The 25875-nt window shown below is 54.3% G+C and carries 22 protein-coding genes and 1 riboswitch; of the genes, 8 read left to right on the top strand and 14 right to left on the bottom strand.

Features of this window, described 5'->3' with window-relative positions; translation table 11 throughout:
- Window positions 1-122: 122 nt before the first annotated feature.
- From ACTQ34_RS08635 to ACTQ34_RS08625, 3 genes are all read left to right on the top strand, one after another.
- Complete coding sequence (locus ACTQ34_RS08635) at window positions 123-2819, top strand: ABC transporter permease (RefSeq protein WP_441363436.1); 2697 nt, start codon at window positions 123-125, stop codon at window positions 2817-2819.
- A gap of 343 nt (window positions 2820-3162) precedes the next feature.
- Window positions 3163-4392: a beta-ketoacyl-ACP synthase II gene (gene fabF, locus ACTQ34_RS08630; protein WP_441363435.1), complete on the top strand. Its 1230-nt coding sequence runs from the start codon at window positions 3163-3165 to the stop codon at window positions 4390-4392.
- An 18-nt stretch (window positions 4393-4410) separates the two neighbouring features.
- Complete coding sequence (locus ACTQ34_RS08625; protein WP_441363434.1) at window positions 4411-6051, top strand: class I adenylate-forming enzyme family protein; 1641 nt, start codon at window positions 4411-4413, stop codon at window positions 6049-6051.
- 40 nt (window positions 6052-6091) lie between these two features.
- On the opposite strand, the gene ACTQ34_RS08620 is transcribed toward ACTQ34_RS08625, so the two are convergent.
- Entirely contained in the window at window positions 6092-7294 is a 1203-nt protein-coding gene (locus ACTQ34_RS08620) for a cation:proton antiporter (protein WP_441363433.1), read from the bottom strand.
- Between the two features lie 60 nt (window positions 7295-7354).
- Window positions 7355-7426: riboswitch (Fluoride riboswitch) on the bottom strand.
- A 145-nt stretch (window positions 7427-7571) separates the two neighbouring features.
- Here ACTQ34_RS08620 and bilQ point away from each other — a divergent pair.
- From bilQ to bilS, 3 genes are read left to right on the top strand one after another with little or no spacing between them, the layout of a single operon-like run.
- Window positions 7572-8000 carry a bilirubin utilization transcriptional regulator BilQ gene (gene bilQ / locus ACTQ34_RS08615; protein ID WP_441363432.1) on the top strand — a complete coding sequence of 143 codons (429 nt, stop codon included), beginning with the start codon at window positions 7572-7574 and terminating at the stop codon, window positions 7998-8000.
- The gene (gene bilR, locus ACTQ34_RS08610) at window positions 7985-9097 is read left to right on the top strand and encodes a bilirubin reductase (protein WP_441363431.1); all 1113 of its coding nucleotides are present in this window, start codon (window positions 7985-7987) and stop codon (window positions 9095-9097) included. Before bilQ ends, bilR begins: the two co-directional genes overlap by 16 nt.
- On the top strand, window positions 9094-9579 hold the full coding sequence (gene bilS, locus ACTQ34_RS08605) for a flavodoxin family protein BilS (RefSeq protein WP_441363430.1): 486 nt from the start codon (window positions 9094-9096) through the stop codon (window positions 9577-9579). Before bilR ends, bilS begins: the two co-directional genes overlap by 4 nt.
- 78 nt (window positions 9580-9657) lie before the next feature.
- On the opposite strand, the gene ACTQ34_RS08600 is transcribed toward bilS, so the two are convergent.
- From ACTQ34_RS08600 to ACTQ34_RS08540, 13 genes are all read right to left on the bottom strand, one after another.
- Window positions 9658-10794 (bottom strand): DHHW family protein, encoded by a 1137-nt coding sequence (locus tag ACTQ34_RS08600; protein WP_441363429.1) that lies wholly within the window; start codon window positions 10792-10794, stop codon window positions 9658-9660.
- A 15-nt stretch (window positions 10795-10809) separates the two neighbouring features.
- The gene (locus ACTQ34_RS08595; protein ID WP_441363428.1) at window positions 10810-12096 is read right to left on the bottom strand and encodes an MBOAT family O-acyltransferase; all 1287 of its coding nucleotides are present in this window, start codon (window positions 12094-12096) and stop codon (window positions 10810-10812) included.
- 109 nt (window positions 12097-12205) lie between these two features.
- A complete protein-coding gene (locus ACTQ34_RS08590; protein WP_441363427.1) occupies window positions 12206-12679 on the bottom strand; it encodes a DUF4358 domain-containing protein in 474 nt (157 codons plus the stop codon).
- The gene (locus ACTQ34_RS08585; RefSeq protein WP_441363426.1) at window positions 12676-13380 is read right to left on the bottom strand and encodes a GDSL-type esterase/lipase family protein; all 705 of its coding nucleotides are present in this window, start codon (window positions 13378-13380) and stop codon (window positions 12676-12678) included. The genes ACTQ34_RS08590 and ACTQ34_RS08585 overlap by 4 nt, the downstream gene beginning before the upstream one ends.
- Before the next feature lie 281 nt (window positions 13381-13661).
- On the bottom strand, window positions 13662-15344 hold the full coding sequence (locus ACTQ34_RS08580; protein WP_441363425.1) for an ABC transporter ATP-binding protein: 1683 nt from the start codon (window positions 15342-15344) through the stop codon (window positions 13662-13664).
- A 294-nt stretch (window positions 15345-15638) separates the two neighbouring features.
- Window positions 15639-16493, bottom strand: a complete 855-nt coding sequence (locus ACTQ34_RS08575; protein WP_441363424.1) for an EamA family transporter — start codon at window positions 16491-16493, stop codon at window positions 15639-15641.
- Between the two features lie 306 nt (window positions 16494-16799).
- The gene (locus ACTQ34_RS08570; RefSeq protein WP_441363423.1) at window positions 16800-17495 is read right to left on the bottom strand and encodes an MgtC/SapB family protein; all 696 of its coding nucleotides are present in this window, start codon (window positions 17493-17495) and stop codon (window positions 16800-16802) included.
- A 116-nt stretch (window positions 17496-17611) separates the two neighbouring features.
- Window positions 17612-18388 (bottom strand): HAD family hydrolase, encoded by a 777-nt coding sequence (locus ACTQ34_RS08565; protein ID WP_441363422.1) that lies wholly within the window; start codon window positions 18386-18388, stop codon window positions 17612-17614.
- A gap of 90 nt (window positions 18389-18478) precedes the next feature.
- Window positions 18479-18919 carry a hypothetical protein gene (locus ACTQ34_RS08560; RefSeq protein ID WP_441363421.1) on the bottom strand — a complete coding sequence of 147 codons (441 nt, stop codon included), beginning with the start codon at window positions 18917-18919 and terminating at the stop codon, window positions 18479-18481.
- Window positions 18920-18961: 42 nt separating this feature from the next.
- Window positions 18962-20185 carry an ABC transporter substrate-binding protein gene (locus ACTQ34_RS08555; RefSeq protein ID WP_441363420.1) on the bottom strand — a complete coding sequence of 408 codons (1224 nt, stop codon included), beginning with the start codon at window positions 20183-20185 and terminating at the stop codon, window positions 18962-18964.
- A 20-nt stretch (window positions 20186-20205) separates the two neighbouring features.
- A complete protein-coding gene (locus ACTQ34_RS08550) occupies window positions 20206-21327 on the bottom strand; it encodes an ABC transporter ATP-binding protein (RefSeq protein ID WP_441363419.1) in 1122 nt (373 codons plus the stop codon).
- Between the two features lie 64 nt (window positions 21328-21391).
- Window positions 21392-23224: an ABC transporter permease gene (locus ACTQ34_RS08545; protein WP_441363418.1), complete on the bottom strand. Its 1833-nt coding sequence runs from the start codon at window positions 23222-23224 to the stop codon at window positions 21392-21394.
- Between the two features lie 5 nt (window positions 23225-23229).
- Complete coding sequence (locus ACTQ34_RS08540; RefSeq protein ID WP_441363417.1) at window positions 23230-23376, bottom strand: hypothetical protein; 147 nt, start codon at window positions 23374-23376, stop codon at window positions 23230-23232.
- A 689-nt stretch (window positions 23377-24065) separates the two neighbouring features.
- Here ACTQ34_RS08540 and ACTQ34_RS08535 point away from each other — a divergent pair.
- Window positions 24066-24707, top strand: coding sequence for a PfkB family carbohydrate kinase (locus ACTQ34_RS08535; RefSeq protein ID WP_441363416.1), 642 nt, complete (start codon window positions 24066-24068; stop codon window positions 24705-24707).
- A 93-nt stretch (window positions 24708-24800) separates the two neighbouring features.
- Complete coding sequence (locus tag ACTQ34_RS08530; protein ID WP_441363415.1) at window positions 24801-25835, top strand: LacI family DNA-binding transcriptional regulator; 1035 nt, start codon at window positions 24801-24803, stop codon at window positions 25833-25835.
- Window positions 25836-25875: the final 40 nt, after the last annotated feature.

The raw sequence follows: 25875 nt of genomic DNA, 5'->3' as shown, positions 1-25875 counted from the left end.
CTTTCGTGAACCGTCTTGCGGTAGGAGGTGCGAACCAATCCACAGCATCCCTTACAGTGTAGCACAGACCTTGGAGAGGGTCCCTAAAAACTACTACTCTATAATACAAGGAGGTGCGCAATATGCTGAGTGTACCCAACCGCAAATGCATCCGCCGCCTGTCTGACAGAAGCCTGAAGGCGGCCAAAACCCGCAACATCATCGCAGTCATCGCCATTGCGCTGACGACCATATTGTTTACCTCGCTGTTTACCATTGGGGCATCCATCAACTACTCTTTTCAGCAGCAGAACTTCCGACAGGCAGGCGGAGATATGCACGCTACCTTCAAGAATCTGACCGAAGCGCAGCTGCTGGAGCTTAAGGACGACCCGCTGATACAAGAATACGGCGCGCGTTTGTTCATCGGCATGACTGACAGCGAGCCGCCGTTCAACAAATCTCATATTGAAATCAGCTACATGGATGCAAACGAAGCCAAACACTATTTCATTGAGCCGGTGGAAGGAAGTCTGCCCCGAGAAGGCACGGACGAGGCGGCAACCGACACCCGCGTACTTGCCCTGCTCGGCATTGAGCCAAAGGTTGGCGCGAAATTTACGATTCCAGTCGGTATCGATGAAAACACACAGGATGCGCAATACGTAGAGCGAACCTTTACCCTTTCCGGCTGGTGGGAATATGACAATGCCATCGTCGCATCCAATGTCATTCTTCCCCGCTCGGCGGCGGAAGAGCTGTGCGCACTTTCTGCCGGTGACCCCCAGAGCCAGACCGGAAAATGGCATCTGGACGTGATGTTTGACAGCGCATTCCATATCCGTGAAAAGGCCGAACAGGTGCTGGCAAACCACGGCTATCAGTGCGACGATCCAACGGCGGACAATTACATCGCCATTGGCGTTAACTGGGGCTATACCGCCGCACAGATCGACGCGACAATCGATCCCATGTCCGCCATTGCGATTCTCGCCATGCTGCTGCTCATTATGTTCACCGGCTACCTCATCATCTATAACGTGTTCCAGATTTCAGTTACCAACGACATTCGGTTTTATGGCCTTCTGAAAACCATCGGCACAACTGGCAAACAAATTCGCCGCATGATAAGGCGACAGGCTTATATTCTTTCGCTTTTCGGTATTCCGCTCGGGTGGATCATCGGTTTTCTGGTCGGCGTCAAGCTGACGCCGGTTATCATGGAACAAACATCGTATACCACAACTTTTGTATCGTTTAATCCGCTGATCTTTATCGGCGCAGCGGTGTTTTCGCTGCTGACTGTGCGCATTTCCTGCCGCAAGCCCGGCAAAATGGCTTCACGTGTCTCACCCGTCGAAGCCGTGCGCTATACCGATGCCAGCGTGCGTCTGCCCAAAGCGCGCCACGGCAAGCATGCCGCCCGTAAGTCCTCCGGCGCACGTCTGCCGCGCATGGCGTGGGCAAACCTCGGCCGCAGCCGCGGCAAAACCATCATTACGGTTGTTTCGCTTTCACTCGCGGTCGTGCTCATGCAGATAACCTACACCTTTGCTATCGGCTTTGATATGGATAAGTATTTGGCGGACAAATCCGCCGTGGATTTCGTCGTGGGAGACGCAGCTTATTTCCAGACTGGCTCCGGCTTTTCTTCGACCGACGAAGCCGTGCCCGAAAACGTCATTGCAGACATCGACGCGCAGGGCGGCATCACAGAATCCGGCCGCATCTATGGGCAGGTATCCAGCGTACAGGAATTTGTCACCGAGGACTGGTACCGCCAAAGCCGGGCACGGTGGTACACCGAAGCCGCGCTTAACCAGATGAGCGAAGACATGGAGCATACGCCGGATGACCTGCTGGCCGACCGCGCTCAGCTTTATGGCATGGAGGATTTTCCGCTGTCCAAGCTGACTGTGCTGGACGGCGACCTGTCCGCCCTGTCCGATCCAACCCAAAACGCCATTGCGGCGGTCTATACCGCCGACGATTATGGCGAGCCAGAAGAGCAGTCCCACTGGGCGAAGGTGGGCGACACCGTGCACCTGCGGTATGTGGAGGAGTTCGAATATTATTACGAAGATACGGGTGAAGTGATTCCATCAGATGAGGTCGATGCGGTCTATATGGGCGACCGTGCCATCGGCTCACGCGCCAAGACCTACCGCGACAAAGAATACACGGTTGCCGCGGCGGTGCTAATTCCAAGCTCGCTCGATTACCGCTTTTATGGCGCGGACCAATTCGTCATGGGCGCGGCGCAGTTTACGCAGGACACGCAGACAAATTCGGTCATGACCTATGTGTTCGACACCGAGGACGCGGCGACCGACCGCATGGAAGCCTTTCTCGCAAATTATACGGAAAATGTGCAGCCACTCTTTGATTATGAAAGCAAGGCGACCTATCAGGCTGAGTTTGAAGGTTTCCGCGCTATGTTTTTGACACTCGGCAGCACACTGAGTCTGATTATCGGGCTGGTGGGCGTGCTTAACTTCCTAAACGCCGTGCTGACCGGTATCATCACGCGGCGACACGAGTTTGCAGTGCTGCAAGCCATCGGCATGACGGGCAAACAGCTCAAGCATATGCTGATGCTCGAAGGGCTGTACTACGCCATGCTTGCGCTTATACTCAGCTTTGCGTTGAGCGTGACGCTCGGCCCGGTCATCGGCATGGGCTGCTCATCCATGTTCTGGTTTTTCTCCTATCGCTTCACCTTGCTGCCGATCATCGTGCTGCTGCCGGTGTTCGTACTGCTGGGGCTTGCCATCCCACGTATCACCTGCCACAGCGCCATGCATCGCACCGTTGTCGAACGCCTGAGGACAGAGGAATAGGCTATCTCCAAAAGCATTTTCTGCCCCTTCTCTGCTTCCCAAAATACGGACCGGTTCTCACCGGCCCGTATTTTTGCATATGTGACAAAATTTTCTCATGAATCCTCCTCGCCTTTTGCCATCGTGTATAGCATCGGTCGCATTTCTGCTGGATATGCGTACAGTGGAGGGCCGCAGCACTACATAATGTGCAATCTGTGCCCGAAATGCACTTTTACTTTTGGTCACTTTCTGGTATAATAGATAAAAATAATGCATCGGTATCCACCGTTTTTGCTACATGGACAGCATAAAACTGCCACACAAAAACGCATGGAAGCCTTATATCAAATGGGGAAATACTATGAAAGAGAAGAAACTGGTTATCACGGGCATGGGTGCGGTAACTCCCATCGGCATCGGGGTTTCCGCCTATTGGGAGGCGTTGGTTTCCGGCCATTGCGGCATCGGTCGGATCACACGCTTTGACGCATCCGACCTTCCGGTACAAATCGCGGCTGAGCTGAAGGACTTTGACCCTGCCAATCACATGCCGAAAACCCTTGCGCGCACAATGGACCCGTTTATGCAGTTTGCATTCGTGGCCGCACAGGAAGCACTGGAGGATAGCGGTCTTGCTATCGAACCGGAAGCCGAGCGCATCGGCATCGTTATGGGTACTGCCATGGACGGCGTGACCACAGTCGCACAGACACAGGCTGCTTACGATGCCGGCCATCGTGTCGGACCGCGCTTTGTACCTATGACCATCGGCAACATCGCCGCCGCACAGATAGCAATTGCGCGCGGCATCCTCGGTCCGAGCCTGACGCTCAACACCGCCTGCTCAGCAGGCGGCGACGCGATCATGACCGCCGCGATGCTGCTGCGCTCCGGCGAAGCCGACGCTGTGCTGGCGGTCGGCGGCGAAAGCATCCTGTGTCCGATTGTGGTGTCCGGCCTGTCACAGGCCAAGGCACTCTCCCGCCGCAACGACGACCCCGAAACCGCCTGCCGTCCGTTTGACGCGGAGCGGGACGGTTTTGTCATCGGCGAGGGCGGCGGCGCGCTGCTGATCGAAACCGAGGAACATGCGCTGGCGCGCGGCGCGAAAATCCACGCCGTGCTGGCGGGCTACGCCAACACCTCGGATGCGCACCACGTCACCGCGCCCTGTCCGGATGGGGCAGGCGCAGCCCGCTGCATGCGGCTAGCGCTCAAAAAAGCCGATATGCAGCCGTCTGACATCGGCTATATCAACGCGCACGGCACTTCGACTATGCTTGGCGATAAGGCCGAGACGCTCGCCGTCAAATCTGTGTTTGGCGGACGGGAAAGTGCGCCCCCGATGTCCTCAACCAAATCCGCGACCGGTCACCTGATGGGCGCGGGCGGCCTGACCGAGGCAATTGCCTGCATCAAAGCGATCCAGACCGGTATGCTGCCGCCGACGCTGCATCTGACCACCCCCGATCCGGACTGTGACCTCGACTATGTACCGAACACCGCCCGTCCGGCCAAAATTTCCGCTGCGATGTCCAACTCGTTGGGCTTCGGGGGACAAAACTCCAGCGTGATCGTCAGCCAATACTAGAAATGAGGGAATCCCACCTTGCAAAATCAATACACCTATGATGTCACCATGTTCCGCGAGACGTTCGAAACACGGTTCACCTATCTGAATGGTTTCCTGCGCAATGTTTCGCGCTTCGGCAGCCGCCCTGCGCTGCACGACCCGCTCTCCGGCCGCCGTTGGACCTACGCCCAGCTCAATGCTGAAGCGAACCGTCTGGCGCACGCACTGCGCGCGGATGGCGTAGGCAAAAATGATGTGGTCATGTTTACGCTGCTCAACTCACCCGAGTTTGTGTTCTGCTATCTGGCGGCGCACAAGGTCGGCGCCATCGCCTGTCCGGTCAACTACCGTCAAGGCGCAGGCGAAATTGCGCTCGTAATCGATGACAGCCGCCCCAAGGCATTTATCTATGACGCAGAATTCGGAGAGCTTTCCAGCGGTGCGCTCGAGTTGTGCGAGCATAAACCCGCCCGTGTCGTTATGGTCGATTACAAAGGCGATGCCGCGGCACCCGCAAACCATGCCCGCTATGTAGATTATGTCGCCGGGCAGCCTGAAACTGATCCCCCGATCGACTTCGCCCCGCATATCTATGATGAAACCACCCGTCTGTACACCTCGGGCACGACCAACCGGCCTAAGGGTGTGCCGATCAACAATGTAAACGAAGTGCTGTCCGCGCACGATGTAATGATGCACTTCCCGCTCGGTCCGACCGACCGCACGATGAATATGACCCCGTGGTTCCACCGCGGCGGCATCCATTCGGGCGGTCCGTGTCCCACGCTGTACGCAGGCGGCGAGGTCGTGATTCTGCGCGACTTTGCACCCAAGCGCTGTCTGGAATATGCGGAAAAGTATCAGATTTCGTTCCTCATTGGTGTGCCCACCATCATTGCAATGCTCGCTCGCACACAGGAGCGCACCCCGGCCGATCTGTCCGCGCTGCGCGGTATTGTCACGATGGGCGCGCCGTTTGAAAAAGCCGCATGCGAAAAGTACATGCAGCTTCTGACCCCCAACATTTTCAACGGCTACGGCACAACCGAAACCTTCTGGAATACCTTCCTGCGCCCGTTCGACCTGCCGGATATGGCCGGCTCCGCCGGACGCTCGTGTACCGATGACGAGGTGCGGCTGGTCGCCATCCGCGAGGACGGCAGCCATGCAGAACCGGAGGAGACCGTACCGCACGACAGCAAAACGCCGGGGGAAATCATCATTTCCTCGCCTGCCAAGAGCGCGTTCTGCTACTTTAACAACCCGGAGATGACTGCTCAGAAGTTCTACAAGGGCTGGCTGTACACGGGCGACGTCGGCGTGTGGGACGAAAATGAATTTGTCACCGTATCCGGCCGCAAGGACGACATGATCGTGTCCGCGGGCGAAAACATTTACCCCACGCAGATCGAAGCGGTACTCAACGAACACCCCAAGGTCGCGGAAAGCGCGGTCATCGGCATACCGGACAAGCTGCGCGGCGAAGTTGTCGCGGCCTATGTTGTCCCGTCGGATGACAGTCTGACCGTGGAAGAGCTCAAGGACTACTGTGTGCACAGCCCGATGCTGTCCTCCTATAAGTGGCCCCGTATTTACCACATCGTTAAGGAACTGCCGCACACGGCAACCGGCAAGCTGATGCACTATAAGCTGCGCCAGCAGGTGAAAGAATCATAAAAAAGACGGCTTGAGATATTCTCAAGCCGTCTTTTTCTGTTCAGGCCGCAGTTTCCTCCGGTGTTTCCGCCTGTCCGAGCAGGCGGCGATAAGTCAGGTCAATCGAGAAAGCACCGAGCGGCGCGGTAATCAGAATAGCGAGTACTGCCACGGCCAGTACAATCTGACCGCAGCCCAATCCCATGGTCAGCGGCACCGAACCGATTGCCGCCTGCACGGTCGCCTTGGGCGTGTATGCAATCATACAGAACAAACGCTCTTTGGCAGAAAGAGGCGTGCGCAGCAAACAGACGAACACACCCGCCATACGAAACACCAGCGCCCCCAATACAACCAATACAGCAGCCGCGCCTGCTGCCGCTGCATAGCCAATATCCACCGTTGCGCCGACCAACACGAACAGCAGCACCTCGGCCGCTACCCACAAGCGATTATACTTGCCCGACAACCGCGCGGCAAGTTCCGGACGGCGCCGGTTGATTGCAATACCGCAGCTCATCACTGCAAGCAAACCGGAAAACGGCACAATGCCCTTGACCGCGTTTTCCAGCGCGACGAACAGGAACGACAGGCTAAGCAGCACCACCACCTTGACCGAATCGCGCACGTGGATGCGGCGATACACCGCGCCGAACGCCACACCGACGGCCAGCCCGACCGCGATGCCGGTCACAATCGACACCGGAATCTGCACAAAAGTCGCAGGCGAAAACGTACCGCCCTGCGCCAGACCAGTAAACGCTGTAAACATGACGATGACAAACACATCATCCACCGATGCACCCGCCAGAATCATCTGCGGGATGCTGCGGCGCGTACCGAAACCCAGTTCCATCAGGCGCAGCATCTTTGGCACAATGACTGCAGGCGACACCGCTGCTACCACCGCGCCCATAATCGCGGCATCCAGCACCGAAATGCCGAGCAGCCGCGGCGCAAGCGTCACCATACCCACGATTTCAAAGCACGCAGGTACAAAGCACATCAGCACAGCCGGGCGGCCCACCTTTTTCAAATCCTCCAGATTGAGCGACAGACCCGCGCGCGTCAGGATGATGATAAGCGCCAGCTGCCGCAGGTCAGCCGATATCCCCAAAATAGACGCATCGAGCAGGTCAAGCACATACGGCCCAAGCAGAATACCGGTCAGGAGCATGCCCAGCAGACTGGGCAGCCGCAGCCGCGTCACAATCCACCCCAGACTCATTCCCACCAGAAAAATCAGCGCAAGACTTGTAAGCATTGTATTTTCCTCCTCATTTCCCCTTTTGCAGGCACAAAAAAAGCTGATAACCCTGCAAAAAAATTTGCAGAAGTCATCAGCTAATCAGCGGTTTGGCCTTGGCCACGGGAGAACCTCATTCCCTCGGATGGTATTATACCGCGTCGCTCGGCTGCTGTCAAGCTGGATTCCATTCCATCTACACAATTTGTGAACAAAAAGAAAATTTGTGTTTTTATACTTGACTTTATCAAGTAATGGACTTATACTTGACAAAGTCAAGAAAGGAGCACACAACATGGTCAATACTCTGGCATACTATTCCACCGTATTATCCCGCAGCTTTTCGGCCTATGCTGCGCATGCGCTCGAACAAATCGGGCTGAGTCAGGGGCTGCTGTACCCACTGTTCTATGTTGGACGGCATCCGGGCTGCACGCAATCCGAGCTGACCGGTGCGCTCGGTCTGGACTGGGGCTACTGCCAGCGCAGCACATTGCGGCTGGTGGAAGACGGATTTTTTCTTCGAGAAAAGCAGGGTCGGGCCTATCGCCTGACCCTCAGCGAAAAAGGCATACAGGCGTTTGACATCAGTCATCAGGTCTTTTTCGACTGGGATAACGATATGCTGCAATCGCTCAGTGAAGAAGAACGCGCACAGCTGCTGACGCTGCTCGCCAAAGTCAAAGAAAAGGAAGCGAATACCAAGCTATGTACGAGACGATAAACAGCCCGGTCAACTACGGCGGGCTAACTCTAAAAAACCGCATTATTTTTGCCCCCACCTCAATGGGCTTGCCTGAGGACGAACTGATTGCCCGCTATCGTGCCATTGCTGCGGGCGGCTGCGCGATGATCATTATCGGCGATGTGCCGGTGCTGAAGCACGGCTTCGGCCCGTCGCTCTACACCAAAAAGGGCTTTGCTCTCTATCAGCGCATTGCCGAAACCGTTCACGCTGAAGGCTGCCTGCTGTGCGCCCAGCTGCACCAGTCGGATTCCAACATCAAAGCGATGCTCAAATACATCCCGGGCATACTGACCAAGCGCATCAGCATGGCCGATCTGCGTCCGCTGCTTAACGAGCAGGTCGGGCCGTATATCACCAATCTGTCAACTCGCAAAATTCACGAAATCACCGAGAGCTTCGGCGAAGCCGCCGTACTCGCACGCAAAGCAGGCTTCGACATGGTGCAGATTCATGGTGACCGCATGTGTGGCAGTTTCAGCTCGACTGTATACAATCACCGCACAGACGAATACGGCGGCAGCCCGGAAAACCGTGCGCGTTTTGCTATTGAGGCCATCAAGGCGGTGCGCCGCCGTCTGCCCGACCTGCCAATCGATTACAAGTTGGCCGTGCGTCAGGAAAATCCGCATTACGGCAATGCCGGTGTATTGCAGGAGGAACTGCCCATATTCGTCCCGCTGCTCGAGCAGGCGGGCGTAACCAGTTTCCATGTCACACTGGCAAATCATGGCGAACTGACCGACACTATTCCGCCCGCAAAGCATCCGTATTTCCACGAGGAAGGCTGCTTTCTGCCGTTCTGCGACGCGGTGCGCAAGCTGACGAAGCTCCCCATCTGCGGCGTCGGCGGATTGACGCAACCCGACTTCGTCGAGCAGCAGCTTGCCTCCGGCCGCATCGACTGCGCCGCCATGAGCCGCCAGCTGATTGCAGACCCGGACTGGCCACGCAAAGTATGCTCCGACCACGCAAACGAGATTCGGCGCTGCGTGCGCTGCAATAAAAAATGCCTTGGCGGCATGATGGCTCACCAAGGTGTACACTGCATCTATGAAAGGAAGGACAACGCATGACTTACGCAATTGTTTACAGCAGTAAGACCGGCAACACCCGTCTGCTGGCCGAAACCCTGCGCGATACCTTGCCCGCCGGCGACTGCCTGTACTTCGGCACGCCCAGCGACGAAGCGCTGCACGCCGAACGCATCTATGTCGGCTTCTGGACAGACAAGGGAACCTGTGATGCGGACACCGCAGCATTTCTCTCGCGCGTAACCACGCAGGAGGTGTTCCTGTTCGGTACGGCAGGCTTCGGCGGCGCCCCTGCCTATTTCGACAAAATCCTCGCCGCTGCGCGGCAGAACCTGCCGGACGGTGTGACGTTGTGCGGCAGCTACATGTGTCAGGGCAAGATGCCCGCAGCCGTGCGCGCCCGCTATGAGACGATGGAGGATAGCCCCCGCCGTCAGATGATGCTGGATAACTTTGACGCTGCATTGTCCCATCCGGATGCAGCTGACCTATCCCAATTGCGGGACGCGGTACTCAACCGATAATTCCGAATGCTTATCTTTATACAAACAAAGCCGATGCGCAGACTGTCTGCGCATCGGCTTTGTTCTTTTGTCAATCCACTATGCCAGCCATTGCAAGTTTTTATCCTCTGCCAGACTGCTCAGTCCATAAACGAACAGGATTTCATCAACCGGATGTCCCTGCAACCAGTCGGAAATCGTCTGCCGCTTGAAATACCGCAGATCGATTAGGTCGATCGTCCGGTATTCCTCCGCAAGAAAAGGTGCCAGCGAATGGGCATAGGAATCCTTCACGACCAGCAGCCGTTTCTCGGTATCTGCATTGGTCTCGATATGGATACGTGCATGGTTCCCGCTCAAAAACACCGGGTACTTGTCTGCCTCACTAAGATACTCCCGGAACAGCATTCCCTCCTGCACAACTGGTTCCCGACTGTTACCGTCATATACGCTGGTTATCGTTCGCAAAGCGGGATTCGTCCACAGCTCAATCTCATCCGGCGGGGTCAGCCACAAGCCGCTTTTGGAATAGGAGGTGCCGTAAAAATCCTGCACCCGTTCTACGGAAAAGGTGTCGCGCATCACGGATGACTCCCTTTTTTCCCGCATCAACAACCGATAGGCACGATAGGCCCCCTCGGTTGTCCAGTGATGATCGGTACGGTAATAAAGTGTTTCCGGATCTTCGGTGCCGCAAAAATCCCCCATCACATCCAACCAGCTCAGGCTGTCGCCCGCAATCCGCCGCGCTTGCTCCAGCATGTCCGCATCGGGGTACGTCAGATGCAGTGCAGGCAGTTTGTCCTCCACCACTGCGCCCGATGTGGGAACGGCCATCAGATAAACCGGTACAGACTGTGTCTGCGCAAATGCAGTAATCGCCTGCATATTATCCTGCAATATCTGTCTGTCATCCGAAAGCGGGGCGGAAAACAACCAGCCGTCCGATCCGCTGACAATGCTGCGCACCGCGCCCCGCCCTTCTGCCTGCTCCAGATAGGCGTTCGCACCAACCCATCCATCCCGTCCCGGGAAATGATCGGACAGATATTTTTCTACGTCTTGAAACACACTGCCGTCGGCAATACTCTCTGCGCTGACAGTGGGCGGCTGCGCCAGCACACGTTTTTCATTTTCCGAAAAAGACCGGTGCGGCAGCAGCCAGAATGCCGCCTGTGTACCAATCAAAACCCCGGCAAACAGCAGCGCCACTGCACGGGGATGCCCAAATTGCATGCGTCTTGTCTCCTTTTAGAACCGAAAATACAAAAATGGGTTATAGCTCTGCGCTACCAGCGCCGCACAGCTTGCTGCAAGCAGCAGCAAACACCAAACCGGCGCACCCCAGTGGGTCCAACGGTCCTCTTCATGACGCTGCACCACTCGAGCGGCCAGCGGCAGTGAGGCCAGTGCCGCCACCGCAAACAGCGGCAAATAGGACAGCACCCATACCACCGCCTGCGCGCTGATGAGGCCGCCGGACAGGGAGAACATCGCGTGCAGATAGCCTGCCAGCGCGCCGAAATCCTCAATGGCAAACAGCACCCACCCCAGCACAATCAGCACCATGGTCAGCACATGCCGCAGCGCACGTGGAATGTGCGCCAGCCGTGCCTCCCCTATCAGACGCTCCGCAGAAAGCAGCGCAAAATAATAAAGCCCCCACAGCACATAATTCCAAGCCGCTCCATGCCACAGGCCGGTCAGCGACCAAACAATAAACAGATTGACAAATGTCCGCACTGTCCCGCGGCGGCTGCCGCCCAGCGGGATATACACATAATCCCGGAACCAACGGCTGAGTGTAATATGCCAACGCCGCCAAAACTCCTTAATACTCTGTGCCGCATAGGGATAGCGAAAGTTGACCGGAATATCGAATCCGAACATACCGCCAAGTCCGCGCGCCATATCCGAATAACCGGAAAAATCAAAGTAAATTTGCAGGGTGAAGGCGGCCGCTCCCATCCACGCTCCCAGTATACCGATGCCGTCCGGCAGCGTGCGCAGACCGTCCCATAGCTGTCCCATAGGATTGGCCAGCAGCATCTTTTTGCCAAGGCCGATCATCAGCAGACAGAAACCATTGGCAATTTTATTCCAGGTTTCCTTACGCCCTGTGAGTTGTCCGCGCAGCTCCTCATAGCGCACAATCGGCCCTGCAATCAGCTGCGGAAAGAAGGTCATATAGGTCGCAAAACAAACCGCGCTCTTCTCCGCAGATGCAGTTTTGCGATATACATCGATGACATAGGATACCACTTGAAAGGTGTAAAATGAGATGCCCAGCGGCAGCGGGATTGCGCTGGAAAGCAGATGTTCCAGTCCGACGCTCTTCAGCAGAAAGCCCGCATATTTGAACACGAGCAGAAGGCCCAAATCGAGCACCAGCGCCGTTATCAACCAAAGCCGCCGGAGACCGATTTCGGCGCAGGCGGCAATCCGCCGCCCAATCAGCCAATTGGCAGCTGCCGTCAACAGAATAACCGGCAGGAACCACGGCTCTCCCCAACCGTAGAATACCAGATTTGCCGCCAACAGAAACCCATTGCGCCATCGGCACGGAAAACAATAATATCCCACCAAAACAACGGGCAGAAAGAAAAACAGAAAAGCCAAACCGGCGAAGCTCAATTCCGCACCGCCTTTATGGATTCAGCAAATCCTGCACGGCCGTTTTAGCCGCAGCATTGTCCGCTGTCACGCAAAACACAACGTAAACGCCGTCCTGTTCGAGCACCGCACTTTCCAACTTGGGCACTTCCTCCGGCTTATAGTCCGAGTACCCCTTGATCCAGCTGTCTGTAAAAGTCTGCAGCGTATCGGCAATGCGTTGCGCTGCATCCGCATCCGACGCCTCGAATACTGCCAGACTCTCTGCGGTTGCGCCGCTGCCGACACTGGCTGCGCTGTCCTGCACCAAATCCGTGCTGACATCGTAAAACCGACAAGCGCCCGCGCTGTCCATGTCGGTCATCTGATCGGTAAAGGTCACGCTTTCCTTTAGTTGCTGCACAGCCTCTGCCGGTTTAATCTCCATCTGCTGCTTGCCGCAGCCTGTCACTGCCACACAAAGGGCGGCAGCGAGCGCTGCCGCACACTGTTTCATCTGCTGTTTCATTTTTCTTCCGCCTCCGCAATGCTCTCTTTTAGAAGTTCCGCCCATTTTTCCGTATAGTCCTTGGCAGGATGAATGCCGTCCGCCGCCGCGTCCGAAGGCAGACAGCCGTTTGCATCTTCCAGCGCAGAAAAAGCATCCACATATACCGCGCCATTCTCCTGCGCAATTTGCTTTATCTCCGCATTGCAGGCCTGAATGGAGGCGTTATTGGTATTATCTTTATTTTTCTCAGACACTTCCTCCGACACCGGCGGAATTGCCGAGAGATAAATGACGGCATCCGGGCAATAAGAGCGTGCCTTGTCAATCACTTTGCCGTATTCCTCCATAAAAGCATTACGGTTGCTCCAGCCGAGCTCATTCTCTCCAAAGAAAAAGACGATATTTGCAAAATCCTTGCCCTCCAACAGCTCGATAACCGGGGTCTCGGTATCCTCCCCCTGCAGCATCGGCTGGTCAAAAACACTGTTCACATTAAGTCCCACGCGGTAATAATATGCCGCTTTGGGCATTGCATCGTAGATATAAAAACTATCAATATACGAATTGCCGACCAACGCGGTATCCTCATAGGTAGCCTGCTGTCCACCCGACGCGTCGGCCAATTCCGTTTCCTCTGTAGTCTGCATCCGGCCGGAACAACCGGTCAGGCAAAGCACTGCCAAAACACCAGCCAACATGGACTGTGCCCTCATTTTCATCCGTTCCCTTCATTGCTCATTTCTTGTCGAATCTTGTGGCAAAGGATTTTATACCACAAACGTAGAACCAAAACAACAAAGGTAACAACATTGTTGTCATACTGATACCGGAATGAAACTTCCGCATTTTCTTTCCCCACTTGAACCTCTGCACAGCCATTTTATGCGCAAGACTCTGCCATTCCCAGCACATTGCATTTTGCGGCTCGCACGCAAAAAACGGCAGCCGGTTGCCCGGCTGCCATCCTCGATTTATATACCCGTTCCGCACTTGTCGGCTGTCACTTCAGGATGCCCAACGCCATGTCCCGAAAGATACCCGGCCTGCTTTCCAATTCACGGAAGGTGCCTTTTTCCACGATTTTCCCCTTGTCCATCACGATAATTTCGTCACAATTTTGCAGAGTGGACAGGCGGTGAGCGATCGACAAAATTGTGGTGCCGCACTCTTCTTTCAGCTTTTCAATCTCCTGCTGAATCCATTTTTCCGATGTATTGTCCAACGCCGAGGTTGCTTCATCCAAAATCAGGATTTTCGGCTTACGTAGGAAAATGCGCGCCAGAGCGATTCTCTGCCGCTGTCCGCCTGACAGATTTCGGCCCCCCTCCGACAGCATAAACTCATACCCATCCGGCATCTTCTCGATGTCGGATGCAATATTCGCCCTTCTTGCAGCCTCTTTTACCTCGGACAGACTGACCTCTCGCTCCATACCATAGCAGATATTGTGATACACCGTATCCGCAATCAGGAACGGAGTCTGAGGAACGACAGCAATATGCTCCGCAATGTTCCGTCGGGAAAGCTGCGATAAAGCGACGCCGCCCAAACAGACCTCTCCGTCCGCCTGTTCCAGCTTATCAATGATTTTGATGAGCGTGGATTTCCCGCAGCCGCTCGGTCCGGCGATACCGGTAAATTTCCCTGCCGGAATGGACAGACTGATATCGTGCAAAATGGCCTGATCGGTTTTTTCGGGATAGGCAAAGCGCACATGTCGAATTTCAATTTCATTGGATGGCAAAGCAATATCCTGCACGGCTGTTTGTTCCTGATAGGAAAAATCCATCGGAATATCAACCATCTGAAAATAGTCTGCCGCCAGCACAGTGCATTCGGAAAATTCGTCCAGAATCCGATGCAACTCGCGCAGCGGGCCGGTTAGCTGGGTAAAGCACAGGTATGCCGTGAGCACGGTGCCGATAGTGATAATCTGCTGCGATGCCAACAAAACCGAGGTGCCAATCATAATCACGCTGAACACGGCCTCATTGATAAACTTTAGGCAGTCATAAAAGGCCATCGCCTTGTGGTGCCGCATTTCCTTTTTTCGGAGCTGCTCGGAGCAGGACTGAATGCGCGCACTCTCAGCCTGTGCACTGTCCAGTGCACGAATGGTTTCAATACCGCCCAGCAGCTCCACCATAGTCCCATCCAAATCGGCCTTGGTTTCCATCAGTTCAACGCGGATGCCTTTTTGCGTGCTGATTTGCCGCAGCACAATGAATGTACCGATGGGAATGACCAGAACGACCAGACAAGCAACCAGAACGGGAAGCTGCAAAAAAATCGTAACGATAGCGGCTATGCCGGTGGTCACAGCGGGTGCAAAGTCCATAAAAAGCAGCTTAATCAGCTTGACTGTCCCCTCCAGACTCCGGTTCAGCCTGCCATGGATATTGCCTGTCATATGACTGCGAAAGTAGGAAAGCGGCGCAAGCAGCAGCGATGTGGCGGCTTTTTGCCGTGCATTTTTTTCCGCTTGCGTTGCCGTATCCTCTACAATCAGGCGGCGAATCACCTTAATGACCTCATTGATGACATTGACCAGCAAAATCGCAATCAGAATCGGGACAACCGACCAGAATGCAACATGCTCACCCGCCAAAACGCTGTCGGTCAGATAACCGATGGCGAGGGGCGTAAACTGGCTTAAAACAGCCGAAACGCCCAATATGATCAAAATGAAAAAAAATCCTAACTTCTGCCGCGATGGGAGCAAATCAAAAATCTTTTTCCACATTTTTTCTGATTGCCTGCTCATAATATGCGATTCCTCTCTTATGGTGTGGATAATCGTCATTTACATAATAGCGCAATTACGAAAAATTGAAAATACTTATTGTGGAAAATTTCGCCGACAATAAGAGGGGACCTCCCATACTGCTGGATATACATTCCGGCGACTGGGATGACACCGTGTAAAAAAAAGCTGCTCTCGTTGTTCGAAAGCAGCTTTTTTATGGGTACTTTTCGCTTACAGCATCAGCAGCGTCCCGACTACCACGCACAGCAGACCGATACCGGCTCTTTTCGACAGCGTTTCTTGAAATACCACATAAGAAAATGCAATGGTCACCAGAATGCTGAGCTTATCGATCGGCACCACCACGCTGGCAAGACCGTCCTGCAAGCCTTTATAGTAACACAGCCAGGACGCGCCGGTCGCGATTCCCGAAAGGACAATAAAAATCAACTCTTTGCCCGGAACCTGCCTGACGGCCGTCTGTTTTCCCTTCACGAAAACCACCAACCACGCCATCAGCAGCACCACACCGGTCCGCAGCGCCGTTCCAAGATTGGACTCCACACCCGTGATACCGATTTTGCCAAAAATCGCAGTGAGACTGGCAAAAACCGCAGACAAAACCGCGTAAATCAGCCACAAAACGCCGATACTCTCCGTTGTCTTTTCTTTTTTCTGAATCATGAGCAGCGTACCACCGGTGATTGCCAGCAGCCCGATCAGCTTCCATAAGCTGATCGGCTCCCGCAGCAAGATAAATGCAAGCAGCACGGTCAAAACAATGCTGCATTTATCAATGGGCACAACCTTATTGATATCCCCCAGCTGCAGCGCGCGAAAATAGCACAGCCAGGATGCACCAGTCGCAAGACCGGACAAAATTAAAAAGGTCCATGTATACGCAGAAATGGCAGCAATCTGTGATGCGGAGCCCACCAAAAGCACCATCAGCCACGAGAACGCGAGCACCACGATGGTGCGAATGGCCGTTGCCACATCAGAGTCGGTCTTTTGAATGCCGCATTTTGCCAAGACAGCGGTAATACCGGCAAAAAACGCAGAACCCACCGCAAAGAGAATCCACATATGTCATTCCTCCCCAGACACTATATATATTATTATAGATCTCTCCGTCTTCCAAATACAATGGTGAACCGCATTTGCTCGCTTTCTCTCACCCCGATGCTGCCCAGCTGCCTCTCTATCTTCGTATTCCGTTGTTGCGAAACGTGCCATTGCCCCTCCGCGCCGTGCTGTATAAAAAACGAACGCCCGCGCATTGCACTAAGGCAATGCGCAGGCGTTCGAACCAATTATCACACCTGCACGAAGCACCGGATACGCAGCCTATCACGGCCTACGATATCCGACGTTTTTTCGAGAAACGTACACTCACTCTCGATGCTGCTCCATGCGGATAAGCCCCGGAATCGCCGCAACCTGCTGCTGAAAGGCGTTCATCTCCTTTTCGTGGCTGCTTGCAGGCAGCCTGACGTGAAAGCTGATAACATAGGTGTTATGCTTGGTGCGGTCAAATGCCAGATCGGTCATAGAAACAAGATGCACCTCGGATAAGTGCGTCAGCTCGACCATCAGATCGCCGATATGTTCACATTCAATCTGGAAATCCAGCTCAGTGCTGCGGTTTTTGCGAATACGGTCCTGAATACCGTCGAATGCAATCAGTGTGATAAACGACACGACTGTTCCCAGTGCAGTGAGCAGGTAGTACCCCATCCCGACTGCAAGGCCAAGACAGGCCACCACCCATACGCTAGCCGCCGTTGTCAGCCCACGGACCGTAAACCCTTCACGCAAGATTGCGCCCGCACCCAGAAAACCGATGCCGTTGATAACCTGCGCGCCCAATCGCGCCGGGTCGGACGGCGAAGTGCCAAACAGCTCTATCGTCTGCACATACATGATACAGCTTGTGATCATCACCACACACGAGCCGAGCGCAACCAAGATATGTGTGCGGATGCCTGCCGGATGCGAGGTGCGCGCGCGTTGTGCCCCGACGAAAAAGCCCACCGCAACTGCACCCAGCAGACGCATCACGATATCCGCAATAGTAATCTGTCCCACGGACTGGAACACCTCCCTGTGCTGCCGGTCTCTCCTGTTCTTCCGGGGAAGTATCTGGCCGCGTCCCGGACAAATCGGAACACGGCCAGAGAAGAAGAGAGAAGATTATCAACTGATCATGCGCCGGTATGCAGGCGCTGCGCGTTGTGGTTCAGCTCATCCAGATAGTCGACCACATCACCGATATTCTCCACAACACGGTCAGGCTGCCACACATCAGCCACCGCCGCATCCTTTTGCGCGGAGAGGAAGGAATGTATCTGAATCGCTGCACCAAAATGCAGGCGCTTCGCACCAATTACATCGCGCGAAAGCGTATCCCCTACATAGGCACACTCCTCAGGACGCGCCTGCATCTGCCGCAGCGCGATACGGAAAATAGACGGATGCGGCTTGCGATAGCCGGTTACGCTAGAAAGCGTCACGTCGCTGAAATAATCACGGATGCCGTAACCCTCCAGTACATCAAACACCGAATACAGCGACGCGGTATTCGAAATCACGCCCAGCTTATAGCCGCGCTCCCGCAGCGTTTCCAGCATCTGTTTGACGCCTGGACGCAGCTCACGATGATAGTAAGTGACCTCCCATATACCGGCGAGCTTTTCGGCAATGTCCGCAACCTTGCGCTTATCGATGTCGAAATCCGCCAAATAGAACTCCGGCCAAATCTCCTCCGGCTTTTTTTCAAGCTCATGGACCTCGCTCCACTTTTTGTAGCGTAAAATGCCGCTGTTGAGTCGATTCCAAAAGGCTACCTCTGTGCAGCCCGCGTTCAAGCCGTGTTCCCGCAGCATATCCAGCAGGGTTCCTGTCACGGTCTGCACAGTCTGATCGTTGTACCAAATATCCTCGAGTGTGCCTCCCATATCAAATAAAACTGTATTGATCAAGGCTGCATCCTCCTTTTTATTGTAATGATACAGACGGGGCGCTGCCGAACCTTTGCACGGCCGTTTCACTTGCCCCGGTCTGGAATGCGGTCAAAATGAACGCATCCGGCGCTTACCTCGCCAGAACCTGTAATACAGCGTCCACGAGACCAGATTTCCCACCAGCACCGGCAGCAGCGTGTAAAGCAGTGTGAGGTAAATCATCAGACTGCGCTGCTCAGGTGCGAGTTGGGTTGCAGCGGCCACGCACATCAGCGTCACCACCGGCAGCCCGGCAAAGCCATAGGGGACGATACGTTTATCCGGCAGCAGGAACAGCAAGCAGCACACCGCTGTGCCAGCCAGTGAGATCAGTGTGCCGTGCAGCATGTTTTCCAGCATGCTGCTCTCAAAAGGCAGCAGCCGGTGCAGCGGATCGGTCAGCAGCGCATAGGCCGCCACAAAAACCAGACAGTCCAACAGCGCCGTAAAGAAAACCGTCAACACCATCGGGCTTTTCCTTTTGCCGTCCTTGGTGACAAACAATGCCATAGCAAACTCTCCTTTCCTGTCGCCGGAGCACTCATGCGGTAATCAGCCCATCATGGTCCAGAAATCACGTACCGGGTTGATGGTTTCATAAATCGCGGTGGGATCAAACGCCGATACGTTCAGCTCATCAAACGGAGTCGATCCTTCCGCCGGCTCGATATCATCGCGTACCGGCCAGCCGCCCAGCGTATTGAACTCGTCATAACCCGAGGTATCGCCATCTACGCCGCCCATCATGAAGCGGATCAGCAGTTTGGCTGCGTTCGGATGTTCGCACTCGCCGACAACATATAGCGTGTTGATCGCCGGGATGCCGGTGGTCGGATACAGATTAATCGGTGCCAGACACCAGTCGTTATCCACGTTCTTGCGCAGCTTGCCAGACGAGCAGAAGCCAATCGGCGGATTATCCTGTCCTTTTGTGCCAATCGATTCGGCGATTTCATCAGAAGAAGAAGCAAAAATAGGCTCATTGTCGTGCAGACGCTTGAGGAACTCATAGCCCGCGTTCTCGCAGCCCTCGGACAGCTCCAGCTCCTCTCCGGTCAGCTCCTTATAGGCCTCGGCCAGCATGTCCGGGGTATCTCCCACGCAGAAGCCGGTGATCCACGAGCCCCATGACAGGTTATCCAGCGGATTCTGCATCATCACGCGGCCCTTCCACTCAGGCAGGGTAACTTCCCATATATTGCTGATCGGCGCGCTGTCCGGATAGGCTTCCGCATTATAGAACAGCTGGATTAGCTCGATGTACATCGGGGTTTGCACCTCGCTGTAGGTCTCGTCGATATGGCTGAGAATATCGGCAGGCTTATAATTGTAGAACTTGCGCGCCTTGACGTATTCGTTGTACAGCGTGCCGTCCTCATCCTTGAGGTGAATGACATCCGCGACATGCTGATCCGCATCATACTCACGGCTGACTTTTTCAAGCAGCTCATTGTTCGAAATATCGAAGGATTCAATCTCTATTCCCGGATACTTTTTCATGAATGCATCCGCAACCTTGGAAATACGAGAGGAGATCGAGTAAATCGTCACTTTGCCCTCCTGCTTTGCCAGTTCGTAAAGTTCTTCATCCGTATCGTCGGTATTAAAAATGCCTGAGGACTGTTCCCACTCGGTCAGCTCCATTGTGCCGTCGGCCGCCGCCTGATTGGGATTGTCGATCAACTCAACCGAGGTATCGCCACCGCCGCAGGCGGTCATGGATGCCATCATTGCCGCGGCCATCAGGCCGGCCAGAACTCGTTTATGCTGCAACATGGTTGTTTCCTCCCTTTCTTTTATACCGAATACTTAATCAGGCTCTCTGTTTTTTTATCAAAGACATTGATTTTCTTGGTGTCGATAGACAGATAAACCTCCTGATCAGGGTTAAAGTGCGTGATGCCGAGTGCCTTCACAACCATGCTCGCGTCACCGCACTTGACCGTAACCAGAGTCTCGGAACCGGCGGGCATTGAGGTGTAGATACGTGCTTCGATATCCGAGGGCGCACGGCGCGCAGCCTGGATGGTGACCTGTTCGGGACGGATACCCAGCACCACATCGAATCGCTCGTCGCCCGGCGCCTCAGGCGTCAGATCAGACTTTGGGAACTGCATATCGCCTAGCGCACTATGCACACAGAAACCGTCTGAAGTACGCTCAGCCGTGCCGCCGACAAAGTTGATGCGCGGGTTGCCGATAAAGTCGGCTACGTACAGGTTAGCAGGGTTGTTGTATAAATCCAGCGGCGGTGCAACCTGCACGATCACACCCTCTCGGAAGATTGCGATCTTGGTTGACATAGTCAGTGCCTCAACCTGATCATGCGTGACATAGATCATCGTCGTGCCGGTTTCGGTATGCAGACGCTTAAGCTCACTGCGCATATCGACGCGCAGCTTGGCGTCCAAATTGGACAGCGGCTCATCGAGCAGCAGCAGATGCGGCTCGGAAGCGATAGCGCGCGCGATTGCAACACGCTGCTGCTGTCCGCCGGACAACTCGGACGGATATCGGTCAATGTACTGGTCAATCTGCATACGGCGCAGCGAATCCTGCACCCGATTTTCCACCTCTGCCTTGGGCAGTTTCTGGATGTTCAATCCGAAGGCAATATTCTCACGCACGGTCATGTGCGGCCAGAGCGCATAAGACTGAAACACCAGATTGAGTCCGCGCTCACTGGGCGGCGCAAAGTATGCCTCCGCCGCGTTGACGACTTCCTTGTCATCCATATGAATGGTACCGCCCTGCGGCTTTTCCAAGCCGGATACTACACGCAGCGTTGTGGTCTTGCCGCAGCCGGAAGGTCCGAGCAGCGTCATAAAGTCGCCGTCTGCAATTGTCAGATTCACGTCCTTCAACACATGGTTTTTGCCGTAGTATTTATCGATATGCTTGAGTTCAATTTTGCTCATGGCCCATACTCCTTTACAGCTTTCTCTTCACATCCCTTTTCGGGCTTCCCTACGCGCGGTTCTATCAGCCGCCCATGCTCTTTGCGAGGTCTGCATCGCCGAAGATATTGGCAATGGCGTATACCAGAAATACGATAGAAAACATCACAATAGCAACACAGTCCGAAGCCTGCGAGGCATTGCCGTTCTGATACTGGAACGCCAAATACGGCAGCGTTGAAGTCGTCGGCGTCATCAGCAGAATAATCAAGTCGAGTTCCTTCATAATAGAAACAAAAATCAGCATGAAACCTGAGATAAAGCCGCCCTTGGACAGCGGGAATACGATGCGCACGAAACGCTTAAAGAATCCGGCGCCTGCAATCTCGGCCGCCTCCTCCAGCTCACCGCCGATTTGCAGCATATTGGATGTGCCGGCACGGGAGGCAAAGGGCAGATGCTTGACAACCGAAACCAGTGTCAGCAGTGCAAACGTGCCGTACAGCGAGGGAATCAGCGTCACGCCAAACAGCGTCTGCGGCTTGGAGAACATCGAAAGGAAAATACCGCCGAACGCGATGGACGGAATCAAATACGGGATGAACACCAGCTGTTCAACCACACGGCCATACAGCTTGCCGCGGCCCTTGGCACAAATGTAGCCGATGATCTGACCGAAAATTGTGCCGAAGATGCCGTTGACAAAGGTCAGTTTCAGCGAGTTGATGAGCGAATTGATAAAGTCATCATTCTTGAAGATACCGGGCAGACCCTCCATGATGTTCGGTACCGGATCGCCGATCCAGTAATGCAGTGTAAAGTTGGACAACGAGTAATTGCCTTCCTTGAGCATAAATGACTCAAGCACGAGCAGTGCTATCGGCATGATAATGCCCACGATAAAGAACGCAAACAGTATCACTGTAATCAGCGGCTTATGGTGCCCCAGGCGAATCGGGGTGCTGCGTCCGCCCTTGCCGCCAATGGTAGCGTAAGACTTACGCGAACCTATCAGCTTCTGGTTAACAAACACCGAAATCGAAGCAATAAAGATCAGCAACAGCGCCATAGCGAATGCGGTTTGTGTGTTTTGAGACTTACTGTTCATATACAGCTGGCTGGACAGGGTCACAAAATTGACCTTGGAGCCTAAGTAATTGATAACGCCGAAGGTACCGATCGCTTTCGAGAAGGTCAGAATAACGGCGGACAGCATGGCCGGCAGCACCAGCGGAAAGGTGATCTTACGCAGGATGGTCGCTTTTCCTGCGCCCTGAATCTCGCCCATCTCCTCCAGTTCGGAGTTGATGGAGTTGAGCGCTGCGGATACCAGCAGGTAGGCATAAGCGTAATAGTGCAGCGACAGCACCGTGATGATCGCAACCGGACCATAGGCCAGCCAGTCAGGAACGTTGATGCCCATACTCATCAGAAAGCCGGGTGCGCCGCCGATACGTTCGGTCTTGAACATGGTCAGCCATGCCTGCGATTTGCACCAGCTGGGAATCATGTACGGAATGATAACGGCAAGCGAAAAGAATTTCTTGAACGGCAGATCGGTACGGACCATCAGCCACGCCAGCACCGAACCGATCAGGATGGCGAAAAACGAAACGCACACGCCGATCATCAGTGAGTTGAACAGCGGCTCGAGCAGCATCTGTCCGGTCAATTCGCTGGCCACCAAGCGCTTCCAATAATACAGCGTAAAATCGCCTGCCGCGCCGCCGGCCAGTCTTGCATCCTTCTGCGCCAGCGTAAACGAGGTGGAAATCATATCCAGCAGCGGCAGCACGATCAGGTAAGTGAGCAGCACAATCGCAATCAGCACGATCACATTGTAAGGGTTGGTCACCACTGCTTTGATCTGGTTTTTCAGCCGCCTGGATCTGGAATAATTCTGTTCCTTCGGTTTCATCGTTGTTATGCCCCCTCCTTCAGTTTTTTATTGAAACACTCGACTGCATCGATTAGTTCGGGCAGCGACTGAATTCTCTCATCGGCCTCCAGCCCGCATTCTCGATACGCCGCATCTTTATGATAAGTCAGCGGGTTATCAATTTGAATCATCAGCGGCCACCTCACGTTACGCGCGCCGCACACATCTCGAGAAAGGGTATTCCCAATGTAGCATGCTTCCTGCCGCTGCACCCCCAATATCGTGCCGATTCAAGAACTCCCACAGTCTCTGCGCGTAATTGCGGTCACATGCGGGTGATGCATGCTGTACGTGTACCGTACCGCCGATATCAAAGAAAACCGCCCGGATCATGGCATCCCTCGCTTTCTCTTTTTCATAGTTTTCAGTGTCTATACATCGCAATCTTCGCAAACGTTTCCGTTAACTGATTCAATCCTACCACCGCCCCCGTTTCCTGTCAACATATTCTCATAAATTTTACCGTTTTCACGAATGTATTCCCCTGATTTTTATCCAATTTGCATAATTGCTTTTCTCTCCGTCTTTGCCTATACTGTATTTACGCAAACGTTACCGTAATATTCGGAAAGATGTGATGCATATGAAATACGATCTCATGATAATAGGCCCTGCTACACGCGATATAAATATCGATTACACCGGAAATACGGTAAATGAGATAGGAGGAGCTGTCTTTTTTTGCTCATTCTCTGCGAAGATAGCTAACGCAAAGGTATGCGCTTCTGTTAAAATTCATCCTACAGACACAGACATCCTGGATGCATTCTCACTTGACCGGTCAGATCTGTTTCTGCTGCCTGCCAAGGACACAACATTGATGCGCAATACCTATTTTACTGCTGACCGAGAACGCCGCAAAGCAGAATGCTTGAAGCAGTCCGATCCGATCACCCCCGAGCAGATTCCTTCTGTCGATTGCAGCCTGTATCATCTGGCCGGGCTGCTGTACGGCGATTTCCCGAATGAACTGATCGTAGAATTGTCGCACCGCGGCAAGGTTTCCGCTGACATTCAAGGTTTTTTGCGTCATAACGAACTCGGCACGATGAACTTCCATGACTGGGAAGACAAACTGGAATATCTGCGTTACTTCGACTTTCTCAAGACCGACGCAGCCGAGGCCGAAATTCTGACCGGCACGGACGATCGCCGTGCGGCAGCCAAAATGCTGTACGATTGGGGAGCCAAGGAAATTCTCATCTCACACAACAGCGAGATGCTGGTCTACGACGGAAAGGATTACTACACCTGTCCGGTCAAGGCGCGCAATCTGTCCGGCCGTACGGGCCGCGGCGATACAACCTTCGGCGCATACCTTGCCAAACGTATTACCGGCGCACCGGTTGATGAAGCACTTCTGTTCGCCACCGCCGCTGTATCACTCAAAATGGAATCCCCCGGCCCGCTGCGCGGCACCGAAGCAGATGTGATACGTTATATTGAGGACTTTTATCGGTAAAACAATCGTTTCCATCCTTGTTTTTCCGCATAAAATGCGCTATGATAATGCTGTAACGAAACTATAGAAAACAAGGAAGGAGGCCGCAATTCCATGCGTCATGTAACAATTAAGGATATTGCACGAATCGCCGGCGTATCCTGTTCGACAGTGTCACGCGCACTGAGCGGTTCCTCCGAGCTGAGCGAGAAAACACGCGAACGGATTCTGGAAATCTGCCGTCAGGAGGGCTATCGCGTCAACGCGCTCGCACGCAGCCTGATTTGCAGCAAAACCAATGTTATCGGTCTGATCGTGCCCGAGATGACCAATCCCTTCTATGCTGAAATTTCGCTCGGCATCGAGACACGGGCACGCAGTCTGGGATATAATGTCATGCTGTGCAACAGCATGCACGATCCCGCCACCACTGAATCGCTGTTCGAGTTCCTCATTAGCCATCAGGTGGATGGCATCATTCTGGCCAGTTCGCACAACGATTCCGCACATTGGGTGCGGCAGTTTGCGCCGTCAGTGCCGACTGTGCTGCTCGGAACAGCCTTAACCGAAGGCGGCGAAGAGATAAACTCAGTCAGCGTCGACAATCTGGTCGGCGGGAGAATCGCCGCTGAGTATCTGCTCTCTCAGGGCCATCGAGACATCGTATATCTGGGCTATCGCCCGTCCAGCATCACCCATCAACTGCGCTTCCGCGGATTTTCCGAAGCGTTGGAAAAGGCCGGACTACGCCCAACCGTGCTGGAAAACCCGGCCGACTCTTCCTCAATTGCAAGCGGCTACACACTCAGCCAGCAACTGTTTTCCCAGCCGCTGCACAGCACCGCTATTTTCGCCGCCGCCGATGCAATCGCGCTCGGTGTGCTGCAAGCGGCGGACGAGGCCGGCATTTCCATCCCGGAGGATTTGTCTCTGCTGGGTTTTGACAACATCATTTATTCTTCCCTGCCAAAAATCATGCTTTCCACCGTCGACCAGCGCAAGCAGCTGCTCGCAGAGGCTGCTGTCAATCTGCTGGCTGAAATCATTGACTCGCCTTCGCGCGAGGAATATACCCACCGCCTGATCTTGCCGGCGCTCGTCGTGCGCAATTCATGCCGGCAAGCCGATCCAGAATCCAAAGCGCCGTAGCGCATTCCGCCTTTTTTATTACACATTCTCTTAACACACA

This window comes from Agathobaculum sp. LCP25S3_E8 (genome assembly GCF_052117165.1).
Taxonomy (GTDB): Bacteria; Bacillota; Clostridia; order Oscillospirales; family Butyricicoccaceae; genus Agathobaculum.
Note: the sequence above shows the minus strand (reverse complement) of the source record. Positions and strands in the feature narration are given on the sequence as shown.

Bases quoted from the DNA above. Each gene is read 5' to 3' on its own strand.
- ACTQ34_RS08635 (WP_441363436.1), top strand. From the start codon at position 123: ATGCTGAGTGTACCCAACCGCAAATGCATCCGCCGCCTGTCTGACAGA.
- fabF (WP_441363435.1), top strand. From the start codon at position 3,163: ATGAAAGAGAAGAAACTGGTTATCACGGGCATGGGTGCGGTAACTCCC.
- ACTQ34_RS08620 (WP_441363433.1), bottom strand. From the start codon at position 7,294: ATGCTTACAAGTCTTGCGCTGATTTTTCTGGTGGGAATGAGTCTGGGG.
- bilQ (WP_441363432.1), top strand. From the start codon at position 7,572: ATGGTCAATACTCTGGCATACTATTCCACCGTATTATCCCGCAGCTTT.
- bilR (WP_441363431.1), top strand. From the start codon at position 7,985: ATGTACGAGACGATAAACAGCCCGGTCAACTACGGCGGGCTAACTCTA.
- bilS (WP_441363430.1), top strand. From the start codon at position 9,094: ATGACTTACGCAATTGTTTACAGCAGTAAGACCGGCAACACCCGTCTG.
- ACTQ34_RS08600 (WP_441363429.1), bottom strand. From the start codon at position 10,794: ATGCAATTTGGGCATCCCCGTGCAGTGGCGCTGCTGTTTGCCGGGGTT.
- ACTQ34_RS08590 (WP_441363427.1), bottom strand. From the start codon at position 12,679: ATGAAACAGCAGATGAAACAGTGTGCGGCAGCGCTCGCTGCCGCCCTT.
- ACTQ34_RS08585 (WP_441363426.1), bottom strand. From the start codon at position 13,380: ATGAAAATGAGGGCACAGTCCATGTTGGCTGGTGTTTTGGCAGTGCTT.
- ACTQ34_RS08575 (WP_441363424.1), bottom strand. From the start codon at position 16,493: ATGTGGATTCTCTTTGCGGTGGGTTCTGCGTTTTTTGCCGGTATTACC.
- ACTQ34_RS08560 (WP_441363421.1), bottom strand. From the start codon at position 18,919: ATGGCATTGTTTGTCACCAAGGACGGCAAAAGGAAAAGCCCGATGGTG.
- ACTQ34_RS08555 (WP_441363420.1), bottom strand. From the start codon at position 20,185: ATGTTGCAGCATAAACGAGTTCTGGCCGGCCTGATGGCCGCGGCAATG.
- ACTQ34_RS08550 (WP_441363419.1), bottom strand. From the start codon at position 21,327: ATGAGCAAAATTGAACTCAAGCATATCGATAAATACTACGGCAAAAAC.
- ACTQ34_RS08545 (WP_441363418.1), bottom strand. From the start codon at position 23,224: ATGAAACCGAAGGAACAGAATTATTCCAGATCCAGGCGGCTGAAAAAC.
- ACTQ34_RS08540 (WP_441363417.1), bottom strand. From the start codon at position 23,376: ATGATTCAAATTGATAACCCGCTGACTTATCATAAAGATGCGGCGTAT.
- ACTQ34_RS08535 (WP_441363416.1), top strand. From the start codon at position 24,066: ATGCGCAATACCTATTTTACTGCTGACCGAGAACGCCGCAAAGCAGAA.
- ACTQ34_RS08530 (WP_441363415.1), top strand. From the start codon at position 24,801: ATGCGTCATGTAACAATTAAGGATATTGCACGAATCGCCGGCGTATCC.